The following is a 16,404-nucleotide window of genomic DNA, read 5'->3' on the forward strand; positions in this document are numbered from 1 at the left end:
CTACGCGATTGAAGCCAACGACGGCTTCACTTTGTCCACCCAAGGCGGCGTGAACCCAGCCGCAGCCGCTATCTTTGCCCAACTCGCGGCAGCTGACAACGGCGCTGACAAATAAACACAAACAATAACCACTCACGAAAAGGCCACCTCAAAGGTGGCCTTTTTTTATGGAAATAGAGCAACAGATCCCACTCATAAAGATATGTGACAGATTTCAATCTGTTATTTACATACCTCACACATAAATAAACCTAAGCCTGCCCTTGGAGCATTTTGCATAAATCGTTAACATATTTCGAAGCGACCCAAAAAGGACCTATTCATGTCCCCTTCTGACGACATACGCCACGCCTTAACACTAAGAGATGTTTCCGAAGCATCCGGGGTCAGTGAAATGACCGTGAGCCGCGTATTACGCAACAAAGGAGACGTTTCCGCAGCAACCCGCGAAAAGGTAAAAGCTGCGGCAAAATCTCTTGGGTATGTACCAAATAAAATCGCAGGCGCTTTGGCCTCCCAACGCGTAAATTTGGTTGCCGTTGTTATTCCTTCAATGTCAAATATGGTTTTTCCTGATGTGATGACAGGCATCAGCGAGGTCTTGGATGAAACGGATTTACAGCCCGTCGTTGGCCTCACGAATTATCTTCCTGAAAAAGAAGAAGCCGTTTTGTACGAGATGCTATCTTGGCGCCCATCAGGGGTGATTGTCGCAGGGCTAGAGCACACAGATGCGGCACGTGCAATGTTGCGAAACTCTGGAATCCCTGTTGTAGAAATCATGGATGTAGATGGCACCCCGATTGACGCAATGGTTGGAATTTCCCACCGTCGGGCTGGTCGTAAAATGGCCAACGCTATCGCCAAAGCTGGATATAAAAACATCGGTTTTCTGGGAACAAAAATGCCGCTGGATCACCGCGCACGCAAGCGGTTCGAGGGATTTACCGAAGCACTTGCAAAACACGGCCTCGAAGTGGCGGATCAGGAGTTTTATTCCGGCGGCTCGGCCTTAGCCAAAGGCCGCGAAATGACAAAAGCGATGTTAGAACGCAGTCCTGAATTAGATTTTCTTTACTTTTCGAACGACATGATTGGTGCCGGTGGCCTTCTTTATTGCCTCGAACAGGGTATCGATGTACCCGGCCAAATCGGTCTGGCGGGTTTTAACGGGGTCGAACTGTTGGACGGTTTGCCACAGCGCCTCGCGACAATGGATGCCGGACGCATAGAAACGGGACGCGCTGCGGCGCAAATCATTGCCCACAAAGCGGCAGGAAACACGGATGAAATTGAAACACGTGTTGAATTTTCCCCAAAACTTCAGCGCGGCGAAACGTTGAAGCGTTAAGATATTCCTTCGTGCAACTGGCTTAGCTTTGGCTTTTCTAACTGCGCCAATAGGTGCACGACTTCAGACCGACAGGCCACCCCACGCCACCCGTTGGGGTGGAACTCTGCAGGCAACTCTATGTGGCGCAATAACACGCGACGCCAATTGTGCACAATGAGAACCCGCAGCATTGCAACTTCAGCCGGAGAATACCGTGAAGGTGCAATAGAAAGCTGCTGCAAACGCTGCTCCAACATCTTGTAAGAATCGCACAACGCGTCTGAAAAGACCGACATCTTCAGCCATTCAGGCACAAATGATACTGCACCCTCTACCACCAACGCATTCCCATCGGCCTGATCGTAACGCCCCAATTTGAGGTAACTACCGGGCGCTACAATCAAATACCCCTCACTTCGCCTTAGTTGATCACACTCAGCACGTTTTGACTGCGCCATAGGTTCAGAAATCAGCAAATGATACTCAGGCGGGAAGGTGATAGCATCGGAGTAAATCCTCGGACTGACTTCGATACTTTGTGCGCGTCCCCAATCGGTTAACGTATACCAACTGGTACGCCCTTTTTTTTCGCTTTCGAGCCAACCATCCTTGCGTAACCGATGCAACGCAACCCGCAGCGCTTCGGGCTTAATACTGATTTTTTCACAAAGAGCCGTCAGCGCAGCAACGCTAACCCAATCCCCTTTATCCTGTGCCAGATCACCAAACAGCGTCACAATGATTGACCAAGCACGAATATCGGCGTCCTCGGTCAAAATATTTGCTGCTTTATCAAATTGAGAAAAGGTAATCATGCCAACAGTATACGCCAGCATGTTTTTCTCAGCCATACAAAAATGCTATCCTCTACGCAGCCAGCAAGAGTGATCAATACGCGTTCATGGTCAGCAATTCATATTCTGCAACCAGTTCACTATCCTGATTGGTCAAAGTGACATGCCAACGGACTTCACCATATTCATCATTGCGCTTGGTTTTCTTTTTCACTGTCAGGCGCACATTAATACTATCCCCCGCCACGACAGGTTTCATGAACCGCAAGTTATCCAATCCGGTGTTCGCCAAAACCGGACCTTCATTTGGTTCGACAAACAATCCTGCCGCAAATGAAAGCAGAAGATACCCATGCGCCACTCGTCCGGGAAAGAACGGGTTTCGCTCGGCGGCTTCGTCATCCATGTGCGCATAAAATGTATCACCGGTAAATTCGGCGAAGTGTTCAATATCCGCAAGCGACACAACACGCGGCTCTGTATACAGCGTTTCACCGATGGATAGTTCACCATAGCGCCGCGTGAACGGGTGGGCTGATCCTTTAACTTCCGCAGCACCCGGCACCCATTTTTGCCCGATCGCAGTCAAAATTTCAGGGCTGCCTTGAATCGCCGTGCGCTGCATATAATGCATGACACCGCGAACGCCGCCCATCTCTTCGCCGCCACCAGCGCGACCTGGGCCACCATGCACCATATGCGGCAAGGGGGAACCGTGTCCCGTGCTTTCCTTCATACTGTCACGATTGTTAAAATAAAGCCGCCCATGATACGCCCCAGCACCTATCGCAACTTCGCGCGCAACCTCAGGATCATAGGTAATAACGGACGCTACAAGGCTGCCCATTCCTTTATTCACCAACTCAATGGCATGGGGAATATCGCGATACCCCATAATCGTTGAGACAGGGCCAAAGGCTTCGGTGTCATGGACACGTTTGGCTGTATCTGGGTTTTCGCAGTGAAACAACATAGGCGGTAAAAACGCGCCTTGCTCTTTGTCAGCCCCAACAACTTCAAAATTCTCAGGATCACCAAACACCCGTTTTGCCTCAGTCGCCAGCAGCGCAGCCTTTTCCAGCACATCTTGCTTTTGCCCATTGGACACCAATGCCCCCATCCGCGTATTCTCTTTGCGCGGATCACCAATGGTCACTTTGGCCAAGCGCGCGCTTAGGGCCTCAGTCACATCTGACACAAGTGTTTCAGGCACAAAAATACGGCGGATAGCTGTACATTTCTGCCCTGCTTTTGTGGTTATCTCCCGACTGACCTCTTTAACAAACAAGTCGAACTCCGGAGTTCCAGGAACAGCATCTGGCCCGAGAATAGAGGCGTTCAAACTGTCTTGCTCTGCTACAAACCGAACAGAGTTTTCCAAAATTACTGGCGCGGATCGTAGTTTCAACGCGGTTTCTGCGGATCCGGTAAAACTAACCACATCCTGCATACCCAAACGGTCCAGCATGTCGCCCAAACCACCCGATACCAACTGCAACGTCCCATCTGGCAACAAGCCACTGTCGATCATCAACCGGACACATAGCTCTGTAACATAACAGCTGTTTGTCGCTGGTTTTACGATCGCAGGCACACCCGCCAGCAACGTCGGAGCAAGTTTTTCCAACATTCCCCAAACCGGGAAATTGAACGCATTGATATGAACGGCAACACCCTGAAGGGGCGTACAGATGTGCTGACCCAAAAACGTCCCGTTGCGCGACAATTGTTCAACATCACCGTCGAGATATACATGACCGTCAGGCATTTCCCGGCGCCCTTTGGAGGCGAAAACAAACATTGTTCCAATGCCACCATCAATATCGATTAGATGGTCGCTTTGCGTCGCGCCTGTCTCAAAGCTAAGATCATACAGTGCCCGTTTGTTCTGACCCAGATGCGTTGCAATAGCTTTCAGCATTTTCGCACGTTCATGAAAGGTCATCTCGCGCAATGCCGGTCCGCCAACATTACGTGCATAATCAAGCATCGCTTGTACGTCCAAGGCATCATTGCCAGCCGTCGCAAACGGTTCTCCGGTGATCGCGCTTGAGATTGTGCGGGCTCCCGCACCGGGCGTGACCCATTGGCCAGCCGCAAAGCTGGAGATCTGTAGAATGCTCATATTCATGTCCTCAGGTTAATTGGGCCGGAAGGCGGGCGTAGCCACGAAACCGCATACGACCTCCGCGTTCAGCCTCGTCAGTCAGGGTATAATTCGGGTAGCGCTGCAAGAAACGGCCAACCGCAATGCGTCCTTCCATTCGCGCAAGGGTCAGCCCAACGCAGGTATGCGCCCCACCTGCAAATGCGAGATGCTTATTCGGACGTCGGCCCACATCCAGAATATCGGGGTTTTCGAACCGATTAGGATCACGATTGGCAGCCCCGATACAAAGGTGCAGATCTGTACCTGCAGGAATTGTTACACCGTGCAGGGTAATCTCTTCGGTGGTTAAGCGGTTACCAAACTGATTTGGACTTTCCATCCGTAAAAATTCATCAACAGCCGTTGCGGTCAATTCAGGATTTTCCAATAGGCAGCCGCGTGCAGATGTATCAGCGTGGAGCAATGCCAACGCATTGCCAATCAAATTGGTTGTTGTTTCATGCCCTGCGTTCAAGATGAAAATACAGTTTTGATAGAGCTCGGTTTCAGTTAGCGCTTCGCCCTCGGTTTGCATTAAACGCGTTAGGACATCTGTGTCTGGATCACCGGGGTACACCGCCCGATCATTGATGATGTCGCGCAAGAACACCTTAAAATCTGTTACTGCCTGATTGCCGCAGTCCAGTGCTTCTTTCGTTAAACTTGGCTCTAAAGCCCCCAAAATGTCCAATGACCAGTCACGTAGCGGTCCACGTTTTTCCCGTGGAATGTTCAGCAGATTACCAATGACTTCAATTGGGATGGCCCCGGCGAAAGCTTCGATCAGCTCCACTTCATGCTGATTGGCCATCTCATCCAGCAAACCATCAACCAAAGTGATCAACCCCGGTTCCATCTTGGCCAAAGCGCGAGGGTTCATCGCCCCCACCATCACTTTTCGCACACGCGTATGAAGCGGTGGATCATTAAAGACCAAAGACGTTGTATGATGTTCGAACAACGGAGATTTTTCACCAAACTTTGGCCCGAATACCGCTTTCTTATCCGAAATAAACCGTTGATGATCCCGATAGATCATATCGAGATCATCATACCGAGACACAACATACGACCTATCAGGCTGACGACACATTGGCGCAGCCTCACGCAACCAGCGGTAAGTTTCATATGGGTTTTCATGAAAACCCTCCGGTGGATTCGAGAGATCAAAATCCATCACGATCACATCTGATTAGGCAGAAACAAAACAATCATGGGCAGCAGCACGATCAATGCCAACCGAATGATATCTGCAATCCAAAATGGTGTGACCCCTTTGAAAATCGTGGCTGTAGTCACATCCCCGACGACCCCCTTTAGGATGAATACATTCAACCCGACAGGGGGGGTAATTAACGAGATTTCAGTCACAACAACCACAACAATCCCAAACCAAATTGGATCATATCCAAGCGATGTTACGAGTGGGAAAAAGATAGGAACAGTCAACAATAGCATCGAAAGCGATTCAAAAACGCATCCCAAAATGATGTAAATTCCAAGGATCATCAACATCACGGTAAAGGGCGCAACATCATATGCTGTCACCATTTCAATAAGCGCCTGCGGTAGCCCCGCGAAGTTCACAAAATTTGAAAAGATATGCGCGCCAATCAATACTGCAAAGAGAGATGCCGCTGTAAATGCGGTTTCCTTAAGCACATCTAACGTATCTTTTACCGTCAAATTCCCACGGCCTAATGCAATCAAAAAAGCCCCCATAGCGCCCATACCTGCAGCTTCAGTTGGGGAAAACGTCAGATTGATTGGCTCAAAGTCGAACAGACCATAAAGCCCTCCGATGACCAAGAAAAAGAGCAACAGCACCGCCCACACCGAACGCAATGCACGCAATCGCTCCGCCCAATCTGTTCGCGCTCCTGCTGGTCCGGCTTCGGGGTTGCGCATCACTGTCCAGCGCACGGCCAACAGGTAGAATAAGATTCCAATCATTCCCGGGATAACACCCGCGATAAAGAGCTTACCGATCGAAGTTTCTGTGAGCAAACCATAGATCACCAAGATCACAGATGGTGGTATTAGGATGCCCAATGTTCCGCCCGCCGCGATAGACGCCGTGGACAATTCATCAGAATAGCCATAGCGGCGCATTTCGGGCATCGCGACTTTTGACATGGTAGCCGCCGTTGCCAACGATGACCCACAAATCGCAGAGAACCCACCACAGGCCGCGACGGTTGCCATGGCAATACCACCCCGCATGTGCCCAAGAAACGCGTTGGACACTGCGTATAACTCTTTCGCCAGCCCGCCTTTGTTCACAAACAATCCCATAAGGATAAACAATGGAACAACAGAAAGACCGTAGTCTTGGGCTGTGTCGGTTACGGTTTTGCCAACCATCGACATCGCAGCCTTTAGACCTCGTTCATTGAAAATTGACCCGCCCCGCTCATAGGCAAACCCCAATGCGCCAACAAACCCCATCGCAAAAACAATAGGCATCCGAAGCAAAACCAAAATCAGAACGGCGGCAAATCCGATAAGTGCAACGGTCATTCAGTAGGCTCCAACATCTTAGGGGCAAAAAGTGTCAACAAACCCGTCGCCACCATGACAACTCCAGTTACGGCAGTCGCAACACCGACAAAGCTTGTAATGATCCCCTGCGGGATCGCCAAATATTCAGTCGTTTCACCATGCTGAAACGCCCTGTCAGCCAGCACAAAAATACGCTGGACCGGCCAGTACAACATACCTCCACATACCACCAACAGAAGCCCATCACGGATACGAGACAGCCGCAGTGCGTGAAACAGGCTATCGGTCAAATCAACCGCGATGTGTTCTTTGCGCGCAGAAATAATAGGCATCACTGCAAACACCATAATTGCCATCAAAATACGGGTTAACTCGGTTGCGGCCTCAATCGGTGCATTGAAAGTTGATCGTAAAATGACATCACAAAAGGTCATCACCATCAGGATGAACAAAGATGCAGAAGCCAGTAAAACCGGCAACTCGCTAAATTTTCGGAGAAATGAAATCAAAGCTGTCATGCGATGGCACCTTTTGCGTCAATTTGGGCAACGGGCGAAAAACGCCCGTTGCATGTGCCTAGTTACTCAGCAGCCATATCGGAAACGATTCCGTCATAAGCGGCTTGCGCGTCTATGCCAGCGTCCGTGATTTCAGCCAGAACATTGGTGCGTACGGTTTCCGCAATCGCATTAAATGCAGCGAGATCAGCTTCGCTCGCAGCAACGATACTGTTGCCCTCAGTCGCCTGTGTCGCTTCGCGTCCGATTGCATCAATTTCATCCCAGATACGACCAAGCTCACGGCTCAACGGCTCACCAAACACATTTTCCTCAAGCTGTGCCTGAATGTCTTCGGGAAGATCCGCAAAGGTGTCTTCGTTCATAATGAAAGCAAAGGAACCACGATACAAACCGCCCGGAACTTCAAATACATTCTCGGCCACCTCAGTCAGCTTGAACCCAACACGAGATTCAAATGGCATAACAACGCCATCCGCCGCATTCGATGCCAGTGTTTCATAAACACGCGGTGCAGGAACTTGGATACCGGTTGCATTCAGCGCCGCGCCAACATCACCGCCAACGCCGCCCGGTACGCGCACCTTTAGACCTGCGATATCTGCCAATGAACCCACATCAGCAGATGTATGTAACTGGGCAGGACCATGTGTGTGCAACGCAACGACCTTCACGCCATCATGTTCATCAGCCGCAGCGAGATGGTTTTCATAAGCACGCCAATATGCCACAGACGCTTGCTCGGCCGTACCTTCATAGCCCGGCAATTCGATCAATTTTGTCGTTACAAAACGCCCCGGCTGATACCCATGGAAAATGATGGATAAATCCGCCGCACCATCTTGAACGAGATCAATCTGCGCAGGCGGTGGGGCAATACCCAAACGCACTTCTGCAGTGACGCGACCATCGGTTGCCTCTTCAATCATTTCAACAAAACGCGGCCACATGCGAGCATTTATGCCATGCGTCGGCGGCGCCCAACTTGAAACCGTCAGTGTGTATTCTTGCGCTGATGCTGCCGCACCACAAAGCGCCATTGCAGCGCCCGCTAACAGAGTTGAAATCTTTGTAAACTTGGCCATGTTGTCCTCCCTAGACAGCCATACGAATTTTTTCGCACCTATTTTTGGGTTTCCCCATCGTTCAAATCGTAATCCCTTGCGAGAAACTCTTATACGATATTCATTTCATTTTCAACGATACGTTATCGAAGTTCGTCCTCTAACCTCTTCGCCAAAGACCAGGAACCGGGGCTTTCACGCGCGACTTTTTCCATATTTCGATGCGTTTCCGTCCAACCAATTTCAGATGCATAATGCATTGGCCCGCCCCTCCACCGTGGAAAACCGTATCCGTGGATTTGAACCATATCGATATGAGACTCTGCCTCAGCGATACCTTCATCAACGATCCGGGCACCCTCATTGGCCATGACAGCTAAGATGCGTTTTGTAATCTGCGCTGGTGTGTATTCCCGCCGCGAAATACCTTCAGATTTCGAGTGTTCCAGAATAAGGCTTTCGACTTCGGCATCTCTGAACGGGGCGCGATTACCCACCTCATACTTGTACCACCCTTTGCCTGATCTCTGTCCAAACCGATCCATTTCGCACAATTGATCGGCTACCGGGATGTAACGCTCGTTAGGGTCACGCATCGGTGCTAGCCGCTTCCGGTTCGCCCAAGAAATCTGAAGCCCGGTTAAATCTTGCAACTCATAAGGGCCCATCGGCATACCGAAACCACGCATTGCGGCATCGATTTCATATGGCAAAGCTCCATCCGCCAGTAGATAATCTGCCGCCCTACGATATGTCGCCAGCATTCGATTCCCAATAAAACCGTCACAAATCCCAGATAGTACTGGCACTTTCCGCATACGTTTCCCTAAGGATACAGCAGTCGCCAAAACATCAGGCGCGGTAGAAGGCAGGCGCACAATCTCAAGCAACTTCATCACGTGGGCCGGGCTAAAGAAATGCAATCCGACGCATCGCGATTGATTGTGGGTTGCAGCAAAAATCTGTTCGGGATCAATATAGGATGTGTTGGTCGCAAGGATCGCATCTTGGGGCATAATGGCCGACAGTTCTGCAAAAACTGCGCGCTTTACTTCAATATCTTCAAACACCGCTTCAATCGCAAGATCTGCGGTCGAGGCCGCATCGTAGCCAGAAGCACACGTGAGCTGCCCAAGCTGTTGAGCAAATTTCGATTGTGAAATCTTCCCGCGCTTCAGTCCACCTTCGAGCAACCCAGCTACACGCGCATTCGCCGCTGCCGCCGCCGCCGTATCTCGCTCAATTATGGTCACCTGCAACCCTGCGCCCAACATCGCGGTCGCAATTCCAGCCCCCATTAAACCGCCACCCACGATAGCCGCATGACGGATATCTCGTGCGACAGCCCCGTCGATTGCCTTTGGTTTTTGCACTTCACGCTCTGCAAAAAATGCATGACGCAAGGCTTTGCTTTCAACACCCACACGCATTTTCAAATGCAATGCACGCTCTTTTGTCTGACCTTCGGAAAATGGCAACGCCGCCCACTGCAACGCTTCTAAATTCTGCAATGGGGATGTTTGCCCTTTAGCTCGCTTCTTAAGATCTGATCGCAGGGTATCGAACTCCACTGCAGACAAAACTTCGACTGAAGTTTCAGATATCTTTTTCGGTCTATCAGGCAGGCTTTGAATGAACGCTTTGGCTGCCTCCTCTAAGTCGCCACTGGCCACGACATCCAATCCGCCCAAATCAATCAGTTCATCCGCTGAAATCATTTGTCCGCGACACGCTAAGTCAACAGATTTTTGAATGCCGATCAGGCGCGGTAAACGCTGTGTTCCACCTGCTCCCGGAATGATCCCAACGTTAACCTCAGGCAATCCAAACCGAGTTCCGGCAGATGCAATACGCCAAGCACAACCCATCGCCAATTCAAACCCGCCCCCCAACACAGTGCCGTGCATCAAAGCGATAAATGGCGTTGCACTGTCTTCGAGTTGCTGAACAACATCTGGAAGGTGTGGCTCAACCGGAGCCGCGTCAAATTCAGACATGTCGCCGCCCGCGACAAACGTTTTTCCCGCACACTTCAGTACCGCAACACGGGCGCCCTGAACCTTTGAAATGGCGCTTTCAAGCCCGGCGCGCACCGCAGCGGAGGTCGCATTTACTGGCGGATTATTTATTGTAACCCACGCAATATCGCCTTCTAGGGCGACTGATACGATCTCACTTGGCGGCATTTTCGCTTCTCCAAATTCACGGATTCGAAAGTTCTGGGTTATTTATTGACCAACCGTTCGGTTTATGCAAATGTTTTGTTGAAACTTTCTTAAAGAGATGGGCGATGAATAAGTCGATTCTTACGCAACGACATGAAAACTGGGTGGAAATCACCCTAAACCGCCCTGAGCGGCTTAATAGCTTTAATGCGGAAATGCACATTTCATTGCGCCATGAAATTGAACATGCCCGCGATACGGGCGCCCGTGCGCTTTTGTTAACTGGCTCTGGCAGAGGTTTCTGCGCTGGTCAGGATTTGGGTGATCGCGATCCTGCCAAAATGGATGCAGCCCCCGACCTCAGCCTTACACTGAAAGAATATTATAACCCGCTTATCCGTCTGATCAGATCGCTTGAACTTCCAGTTATCTGCGCGGTTAACGGTGTTGCAGCAGGTGCCGGAGCAAATGTAGCACTTGCGTGTGATATCGTCCTTGCCGCCGATAGTGCAAAATTCATCCAAAGCTTTGCCAAAGTAGGGCTGGTACCTGACGCAGGTGGCAGTTGGTCATTACCGCAATTAATAGGTGAAGCGCGTGCAAAAGCATTAGCGTTAACAGCTACACCAGTGCCCGCTCAACAAGCCGCCGATTGGGGGTTGATTTGGAAATCTATCCCAGACGATGCATTGATGGATGAAGCTCGCACGCTTGCCCAACAATTGGCGAACGGGCCCACAGTAGGACTCGGCCTAACAAAAATGGCGATCCAAGCTGCAGCAGAAAACACTCTAGACCAGCAATTGGAGCTTGAAGCCCAATCCCAAAAAACCTGCGGTGCTACCCCAGATTATGCTGAAGGTGTTAGCGCCTTTTTGTACAAACGCAAACCAAACTATACGGGGCAAGCATGAGCATAACACCAAAACAACGCGCTCAGCGCGCAGCCGATGCCATGTGGGCCGGAGATAATGCATCCCAATCCCTGGGCATGGAAATTCTTGATGTAGATGAAGGGTCTGCAACACTCGCTCTTACTGTGGCAACCAATCACGCGAATGGTCATGGAATTTGTCACGGTGGTATCACCTTTGCCCTTGCAGATAGTGCATTTGCCTTTGCCTGCAATAGCCGCAATCAATCCACCGTCGCACAGCATAACGTCATCAGTTACACAGCCCCCGCACACATCGGAGACCGGTTAACCGCCACAGCTTCTGAGGTCAGCCTCACAGGTCGCAGCGGCATTTATGACGTTCAGATCACAAACCAAGACAATTTACTCATCGCCCAATTTCGCGGCATGTCCCGCGCTATAAAGGGGCAACTTTTCCCAGAGACAGATGGAACAGCATCATGAAGGACCTGACGCCACTAAAATCCGACCTCGAGCCAATCGAAGTTGCGTCGCGTGACGAAATCGAAGCGCTTCAATTAGAGCGCTTAAAATGGTCCCTCAAACACGCATACGAAAACGTGCCTATGTATAAGCAGAGGTTCGATGCGGCTGGCGTACACCCCGACGACCTAAAATCGCTCAAGGACCTAGCAAAATTTCCCTTTACGGAAAAAAATGACCTGCGGGATAACTACCCGTTCGGTTTATTTGCGGTACCTCGCGAACAGATTGTACGCCTTCACGCTTCCTCTGGCACCACCGGGAAGCCTACAGTGGTTGGCTATACGTCAGGCGACATCAGCAATTGGGCCGATCTCATTGCCCGAAGCCTGCGCGCATCCGGCACGCGCCGTGGCGACATTGTACATAATGCCTACGGCTATGGGCTGTTTACCGGTGGGTTAGGTGCACATTATGGGATCGAACGCCTTGGCGCGACGGCTGTTCCTGTATCTGGCGGCATGACACCCCGACAGGTCACGTTGATCCAAGATTTTAAACCAACCACCATTATGGTCACCCCGTCATATATGCTGAACATCCTTGAACAGTTTCATAAGGACGGCATCGACCCCCGCGAATGTTCGCTTCAGGTCGGAGTGTTCGGCGCGGAACCGTGGACAAACGCCATGCGTCATGAAGTTGAACAAGCCTTTGATATGCACGCCGTCGATATTTATGGCCTGTCAGAAATCATGGGTCCGGGCGTTGCGAACGAATGCGTGGAGACCAAAGATGGGCTTCACATTTGGGAGGATCATTTTTATCCAGAAATCATCGACCCCACAACCGGTGAGCCCGTAGAGGATGGTCAAATGGGTGAACTTGTGTTCACGACCCTGACCAAAGAAGGGTTGCCAATGGTACGGTATCGCACCCGCGATTTGACCCGATTGTTGCCCGGAACAGCACGTTCAATGCGTCGGATGGAGAAAATCACCGGTCGCTCCGACGACATGATTATTCTACGTGGTGTAAACGTCTTCCCCACCCAGATCGAAGAAGCTCTGCTAGCCACAGGCGGGCTTGCACCACACTTCCAAATCGAACTTTACCGCGCGGGCCGAATGGATGCGATGCGCGTGCATGTAGAATCTACACCAGATGCAGCCAATGAGGCTGGAAAAGCGGCAGCTGAACGTATGCTTTCCAAACGCATTAAAGATACAGTAGGAATATCTACTGAAATTGTGGTTGCTGACCCCGGAACCGTGGCACGGTCCGAAGGCAAAGCCCAACGCGTTCTCGACAACCGTCCAAAGGAATAACCGTGGCCCGAACAATAGCAAAAGACCACGATGAAAAACGCGGTCAAATCCTGAAAACGGCGGCAAAAGTATTCGCCGATGAGGGATATGACCGCGCTTCCATGAGCAAACTCGCAACCGCTTGCGGAATCTCAAAGGCAAATATCTACCATTATTACGATAGCAAAGATGCGCTGCTTTTTGATATTCTCGATACCTACCTTCGCGCATTGCGCGATCGGATTTGCGGAATAGATACAGATGGCCTATCACCCCAAGAATGCCTACGCGCAACCGTGTCTGAAATCTTGCTCGCTTATCAAGGAGCGGATGACGAACACCGCGTGCAATCCAGTGGGATAGCTGTTCTTCCGGCGGATCAACAGTCTATGTTGCGCGGATTTCAACGTGACCTCGTTGATTATTTATCTGACACCGTCGCTTCAATCGCCCCAGATGTATTCGAAAATGACAAAGCAAAACTGCACGGCGTTACAATGTCAATTTTCGGAATGCTAAACTGGTTTTACATGTGGAACAGCAAAGCCGGCCCGGACGCCCGCGAAGAGTATGCCGAACTGGTCAGTAATTTATCTTTGCACGGCATTCGCGGGCTATAGCCCCTTAATGATGGTCATAATCAAACACAACTGTATCCGTTAACGGATAGCATTGGCACGTCAACACATACCCTTGAGAAACCTCATAATCCTCTAATGCATGATTGGTCAGCATTTCGACCTCACCTTCAGTAACTTTTGCACGGCATGTTGAACAAACACCTGCTTTGCAAGCAAAGGGGGCATCAACTGAATTTGCAATCGCAGCCTCAAGCAGCGTCATGTCCTTGGGCATTTTAAACTGGCGAGACGCCCCATCAAGCACCACTGTTGCGGCTGTTTCATTCCCTAATTGCGCCCCATCCTGAGAAACAGCGCGCCGTGCAGCACGACCGGGCTGGGAGGATGCAAACAATTCAAACTTGACCTGCCCCTCATCCAAACCGTGATCGCGAAGCGATTTTGCAATGCCCAACATCATTGGCTCTGGCCCACAGATAAACGCGGTATCAACAGATTTGACGTCAACCCAATGTTTGAACAGAAGCCCGCATTTTTCCTCGTCCACACGCCCGGTGAATAAGTCTATATCTTGGGCATCTGCCTCGAGAATATGGATCACATTTAGGCGCCCCATATATCGGTTTTTGAGATCTTCAAGCTCTTCTCGAAACATAATCGTTGCGACCGATCTATTCGCATAGATCAGTGTGAATTCAGAATGTTCCTCAGTAGCCAAAACTGTCTTTAGGATGGACAACACGGGTGTGATACCCGATCCGCCGGCAAATCCAAGGTAGGATTTTGCTGATTTCTTCTCAATCGGGACGTGAAAGTTCCCCATTGGGGGCATGGCTTCCAATTGATCGCCAACTCGAAGGTTTTCGTTCGCCCAGGTTGAAAATGCACCACCATCAACACGCTTGATACCAACCTGCAGCACCCCTTCATCACGACCAGCACAAATCGAATAGCTGCGGCGCAGTTCTTCGCCGTCAAAATCACGGCGAAAGGTCAGATATTGGCCTTGGATAAAGTCAAACGCATCTGGTGCATCTGGCTTCAAAGTGACCACAACAGCGTCACGAATGGTTTTATGAACGTCGGTCACGGTCAAATTATGAAAGCGCGCCATTGGGCTATCCTCTAACTATGTGCCTAGATGCACTTGAAATAATCGAACGGCTCAAGGCAATCAGAACATCGCCACTGGGCCTTACAAGGGGTAGAGCCAAACTGGCTGACTCTTTGTACGTTTTTGCTTTTGCATTGCGGGCATCGTTCAGGCCCCCCTGCGGGGCGAGGTGGCGCAATTCCATAGTCTTCTAGCTTCGCGCGCCCTCTCTCGGATAACCATTCTGTCGTCCAAGCGGGGGAAAGCTGACGCTTCAACTTCAGATATTTGACACCATGGTCACGCAATGCTGTTTCGATATCCAGATTGATGATCGACGTTGCTGGACACCCTGAGTAGGTCGGGGTGACAGTCACTTCTAATACATCATTCACCCACGCCACGTCTCGGATAACCCCAAGATCTACAAGTGAAATCACCGGGATCTCTGGGTCAGGCACATTATCGAGCCAAACCCAAATTTGATCAACGGATGGGCGTGTAATCACCATGATGCATCAGGATATGCGCGCTGCAACCACTGCATAGACGTCAACAGATGACCCAAATGTTCGGTGTGCTGAACACCCGTTTTTCCGCCTTTGTGGGCGAACGTTCCATCAGGGACAGTCAAGGTCGCCTCGGTCAAATAACGGACGGTAATTTCATTCCACTCTTTGCGCAGCGTCTGGGGATCAGGGGCAACGCCTGCGGCAACCATCTCTGCATCTACGGTATCAGAGGCAAACATTTCGCCAACATAAGGCCAGAGTTCGTCCAACGCATCTTGCATACGGCGATGACTTTCTTCCGTGCCATCCCCCAAGCCGATGACAGTATCGCCGGAACGCTCAAGATGATACGCTGCCTCTTTGCTCGCTTTTTCTGCGATAGCAGCAATGCGTGGATCAGACGATTTAATAAGGTACCCCAAATTCACGACATTAAATGCATCAAACAAAAATTGCCGCATCATGGTTTTGCCGAAATCCCCATTGGGACGCTCTAACAATAACAGATTGCGAAAACCCCAAACATCGCGCCGGAACGCCAAGGCATCAGCATCACGCCCTTTGCCTTCGACCTCCCCAGCGAGGCCAAGCCACATCTGCGTCTGCCCAATCAAATCAAGTGCTGTATTGGCGAGCGCAATATCCTCCTCCAACACCGGGGCCAGCCCGCACCACTCGGACACGCGGTGGCTCAGGATCAACGTATTGTCGCCCAGCCGCAGAAGATATTCAAACAATGCGCTCGACATCACATCGCCCCCGCTTCGTCAGGTATATCGAAAAAGGTTGGGTGGCGATAAACCTTTGACTCCGCAGGTTCATACAAAGGGCCTTTATTACTTGGGGAGGATGCAGCAATATTGTTCGCCTCAACCACCCAAATAGAAACACCTTCGTTGCGGCGCGTATAAACATCACGCGCATTCTTAATCGCCATTTCGGCATCAGGTGCATGAAGCGACCCAACGTGTCGGTGACTTAGGCCATGTTGACCACGAATAAAAACTTCCCAAAGGGGCCATTCATTTTTCATCTTACATCTCCCTC

At 50.7% G+C, this 16,404-nt stretch carries 16 protein-coding genes; 5 read left to right on the plus strand and 11 right to left on the minus strand.

What is annotated here, in order from left to right; genetic code table 11:
* Nucleotides 1–322 precede the first annotated feature (322 nt).
* Nucleotides 323–1,351: a LacI family DNA-binding transcriptional regulator gene (locus tag G9C99_RS11525; RefSeq protein ID WP_166417663.1), complete on the plus strand. Its 1,029-nt coding sequence runs from the start codon at nucleotides 323–325 to the stop codon at nucleotides 1,349–1,351.
* On the opposite strand, the gene G9C99_RS11530 is transcribed toward G9C99_RS11525, so the two are convergent.
* The 7 genes from G9C99_RS11530 to G9C99_RS11560 all read right to left on the minus strand — a co-directional run bounded on the left by G9C99_RS11530 (nucleotide 1,348) and on the right by G9C99_RS11560 (nucleotide 10,546).
* Nucleotides 1,348–2,184 carry a PaaX family transcriptional regulator C-terminal domain-containing protein gene (locus G9C99_RS11530; protein ID WP_166417664.1) on the minus strand — a complete coding sequence of 279 codons (837 nt, stop codon included), beginning with the start codon at nucleotides 2,182–2,184 and terminating at the stop codon, nucleotides 1,348–1,350. The two genes, G9C99_RS11525 and G9C99_RS11530, sit on opposite strands and share 4 nt — an antisense overlap.
* Before the next feature lie 37 nt (nucleotides 2,185–2,221).
* Entirely contained in the window at nucleotides 2,222–4,252 is a 2,031-nt protein-coding gene (paaZ, locus tag G9C99_RS11535) for a phenylacetic acid degradation bifunctional protein PaaZ (RefSeq protein WP_166417665.1), read from the minus strand.
* A gap of 10 nt (nucleotides 4,253–4,262) precedes the next feature.
* Nucleotides 4,263–5,453: a cytochrome P450 gene (locus tag G9C99_RS11540; RefSeq protein ID WP_166417666.1), complete on the minus strand. Its 1,191-nt coding sequence runs from the start codon at nucleotides 5,451–5,453 to the stop codon at nucleotides 4,263–4,265.
* A gap of 5 nt (nucleotides 5,454–5,458) precedes the next feature.
* Entirely contained in the window at nucleotides 5,459–6,796 is a 1,338-nt protein-coding gene (locus G9C99_RS11545) for a TRAP transporter large permease (protein ID WP_166417667.1), read from the minus strand.
* The gene (locus tag G9C99_RS11550) at nucleotides 6,793–7,296 is read right to left on the minus strand and encodes a TRAP transporter small permease (protein WP_166417668.1); all 504 of its coding nucleotides are present in this window, start codon (nucleotides 7,294–7,296) and stop codon (nucleotides 6,793–6,795) included. Before G9C99_RS11550 ends, G9C99_RS11545 begins: the two co-directional genes overlap by 4 nt.
* A gap of 62 nt (nucleotides 7,297–7,358) precedes the next feature.
* Nucleotides 7,359–8,381 (minus strand): TRAP transporter substrate-binding protein, encoded by a 1,023-nt coding sequence (locus G9C99_RS11555; RefSeq protein ID WP_166417669.1) that lies wholly within the window; start codon nucleotides 8,379–8,381, stop codon nucleotides 7,359–7,361.
* A 122-nt stretch (nucleotides 8,382–8,503) separates the two neighbouring features.
* Nucleotides 8,504–10,546: an FAD-dependent oxidoreductase gene (locus tag G9C99_RS11560; RefSeq protein WP_166417670.1), complete on the minus strand. Its 2,043-nt coding sequence runs from the start codon at nucleotides 10,544–10,546 to the stop codon at nucleotides 8,504–8,506.
* Between the two features lie 104 nt (nucleotides 10,547–10,650).
* On the opposite strand from G9C99_RS11560, the gene paaG reads away from it, so the two are divergent.
* From paaG to G9C99_RS11580, 4 genes are read left to right on the plus strand one after another with little or no spacing between them, the layout of a single operon-like run.
* Nucleotides 10,651–11,439, plus strand: a complete 789-nt coding sequence (gene paaG / locus G9C99_RS11565; RefSeq protein WP_166417671.1) for a 2-(1,2-epoxy-1,2-dihydrophenyl)acetyl-CoA isomerase PaaG — start codon at nucleotides 10,651–10,653, stop codon at nucleotides 11,437–11,439.
* A gap of 2 nt (nucleotides 11,440–11,441) precedes the next feature.
* Nucleotides 11,442–11,885, plus strand: coding sequence for a hydroxyphenylacetyl-CoA thioesterase PaaI (paaI, locus tag G9C99_RS11570; RefSeq protein ID WP_166417998.1), 444 nt, complete (start codon nucleotides 11,442–11,444; stop codon nucleotides 11,883–11,885).
* Nucleotides 11,882–13,192, plus strand: coding sequence for a phenylacetate--CoA ligase PaaK (gene paaK / locus G9C99_RS11575; RefSeq protein ID WP_166417672.1), 1,311 nt, complete (start codon nucleotides 11,882–11,884; stop codon nucleotides 13,190–13,192). The genes paaI and paaK overlap by 4 nt, the downstream gene beginning before the upstream one ends.
* A gap of 2 nt (nucleotides 13,193–13,194) precedes the next feature.
* The gene (locus G9C99_RS11580; protein ID WP_166417673.1) at nucleotides 13,195–13,791 is read left to right on the plus strand and encodes a TetR/AcrR family transcriptional regulator; all 597 of its coding nucleotides are present in this window, start codon (nucleotides 13,195–13,197) and stop codon (nucleotides 13,789–13,791) included.
* Nucleotides 13,792–13,795: 4 nt separating this feature from the next.
* Here G9C99_RS11580 and G9C99_RS11585 read toward each other — a convergent pair whose 3' ends face one another.
* From G9C99_RS11585 to paaB, 4 genes are read right to left on the minus strand one after another with little or no spacing between them, the layout of a single operon-like run.
* Entirely contained in the window at nucleotides 13,796–14,866 is a 1,071-nt protein-coding gene (locus tag G9C99_RS11585; protein WP_166417674.1) for a 2Fe-2S iron-sulfur cluster-binding protein, read from the minus strand.
* Nucleotides 14,867–14,889: 23 nt separating this feature from the next.
* Nucleotides 14,890–15,357: a 1,2-phenylacetyl-CoA epoxidase subunit PaaD gene (gene paaD / locus G9C99_RS11590; RefSeq protein ID WP_166417675.1), complete on the minus strand. Its 468-nt coding sequence runs from the start codon at nucleotides 15,355–15,357 to the stop codon at nucleotides 14,890–14,892.
* Nucleotides 15,351–16,106, minus strand: a complete 756-nt coding sequence (paaC, locus tag G9C99_RS11595; protein ID WP_166417676.1) for a 1,2-phenylacetyl-CoA epoxidase subunit PaaC — start codon at nucleotides 16,104–16,106, stop codon at nucleotides 15,351–15,353. Before paaC ends, paaD begins: the two co-directional genes overlap by 7 nt.
* Nucleotides 16,106–16,390, minus strand: a complete 285-nt coding sequence (paaB, locus tag G9C99_RS11600; protein ID WP_166417677.1) for a 1,2-phenylacetyl-CoA epoxidase subunit PaaB — start codon at nucleotides 16,388–16,390, stop codon at nucleotides 16,106–16,108. The genes paaC and paaB overlap by 1 nt, the downstream gene beginning before the upstream one ends.
* Between the last annotated feature and the right edge of the window lie 14 nt (nucleotides 16,391–16,404).

Origin of the sequence: Cochlodiniinecator piscidefendens (assembly GCF_011326755.1) — a bacterium.
Classification (GTDB): Bacteria; Pseudomonadota; Alphaproteobacteria; order Rhodobacterales; family Rhodobacteraceae; genus Cochlodiniinecator; species Cochlodiniinecator piscidefendens.

Bases quoted from the DNA above. Each gene is read 5' to 3' on its own strand.
- G9C99_RS11525 (WP_166417663.1), top strand. From the start codon at position 323: ATGTCCCCTTCTGACGACATACGCCACGCCTTAACACTAAGAGATGTT.
- G9C99_RS11530 (WP_166417664.1), bottom strand. From the start codon at position 2,184: ATGGCTGAGAAAAACATGCTGGCGTATACTGTTGGCATGATTACCTTT.
- paaZ (WP_166417665.1), bottom strand. From the start codon at position 4,252: ATGAGCATTCTACAGATCTCCAGCTTTGCGGCTGGCCAATGGGTCACG.
- G9C99_RS11540 (WP_166417666.1), bottom strand. From the start codon at position 5,453: ATGGATTTTGATCTCTCGAATCCACCGGAGGGTTTTCATGAAAACCCA.
- G9C99_RS11545 (WP_166417667.1), bottom strand. From the start codon at position 6,796: ATGACCGTTGCACTTATCGGATTTGCCGCCGTTCTGATTTTGGTTTTG.
- G9C99_RS11550 (WP_166417668.1), bottom strand. From the start codon at position 7,296: ATGACAGCTTTGATTTCATTTCTCCGAAAATTTAGCGAGTTGCCGGTT.
- G9C99_RS11555 (WP_166417669.1), bottom strand. From the start codon at position 8,381: ATGGCCAAGTTTACAAAGATTTCAACTCTGTTAGCGGGCGCTGCAATG.
- G9C99_RS11560 (WP_166417670.1), bottom strand. From the start codon at position 10,546: ATGCCGCCAAGTGAGATCGTATCAGTCGCCCTAGAAGGCGATATTGCG.
- paaG (WP_166417671.1), top strand. From the start codon at position 10,651: ATGAATAAGTCGATTCTTACGCAACGACATGAAAACTGGGTGGAAATC.
- paaK (WP_166417672.1), top strand. From the start codon at position 11,882: ATGAAGGACCTGACGCCACTAAAATCCGACCTCGAGCCAATCGAAGTT.
- G9C99_RS11585 (WP_166417674.1), bottom strand. From the start codon at position 14,866: ATGGCGCGCTTTCATAATTTGACCGTGACCGACGTTCATAAAACCATT.
- paaD (WP_166417675.1), bottom strand. From the start codon at position 15,357: ATGGTGATTACACGCCCATCCGTTGATCAAATTTGGGTTTGGCTCGAT.
- paaC (WP_166417676.1), bottom strand. From the start codon at position 16,106: ATGTCGAGCGCATTGTTTGAATATCTTCTGCGGCTGGGCGACAATACG.
- paaB (WP_166417677.1), bottom strand. From the start codon at position 16,390: ATGAAAAATGAATGGCCCCTTTGGGAAGTTTTTATTCGTGGTCAACAT.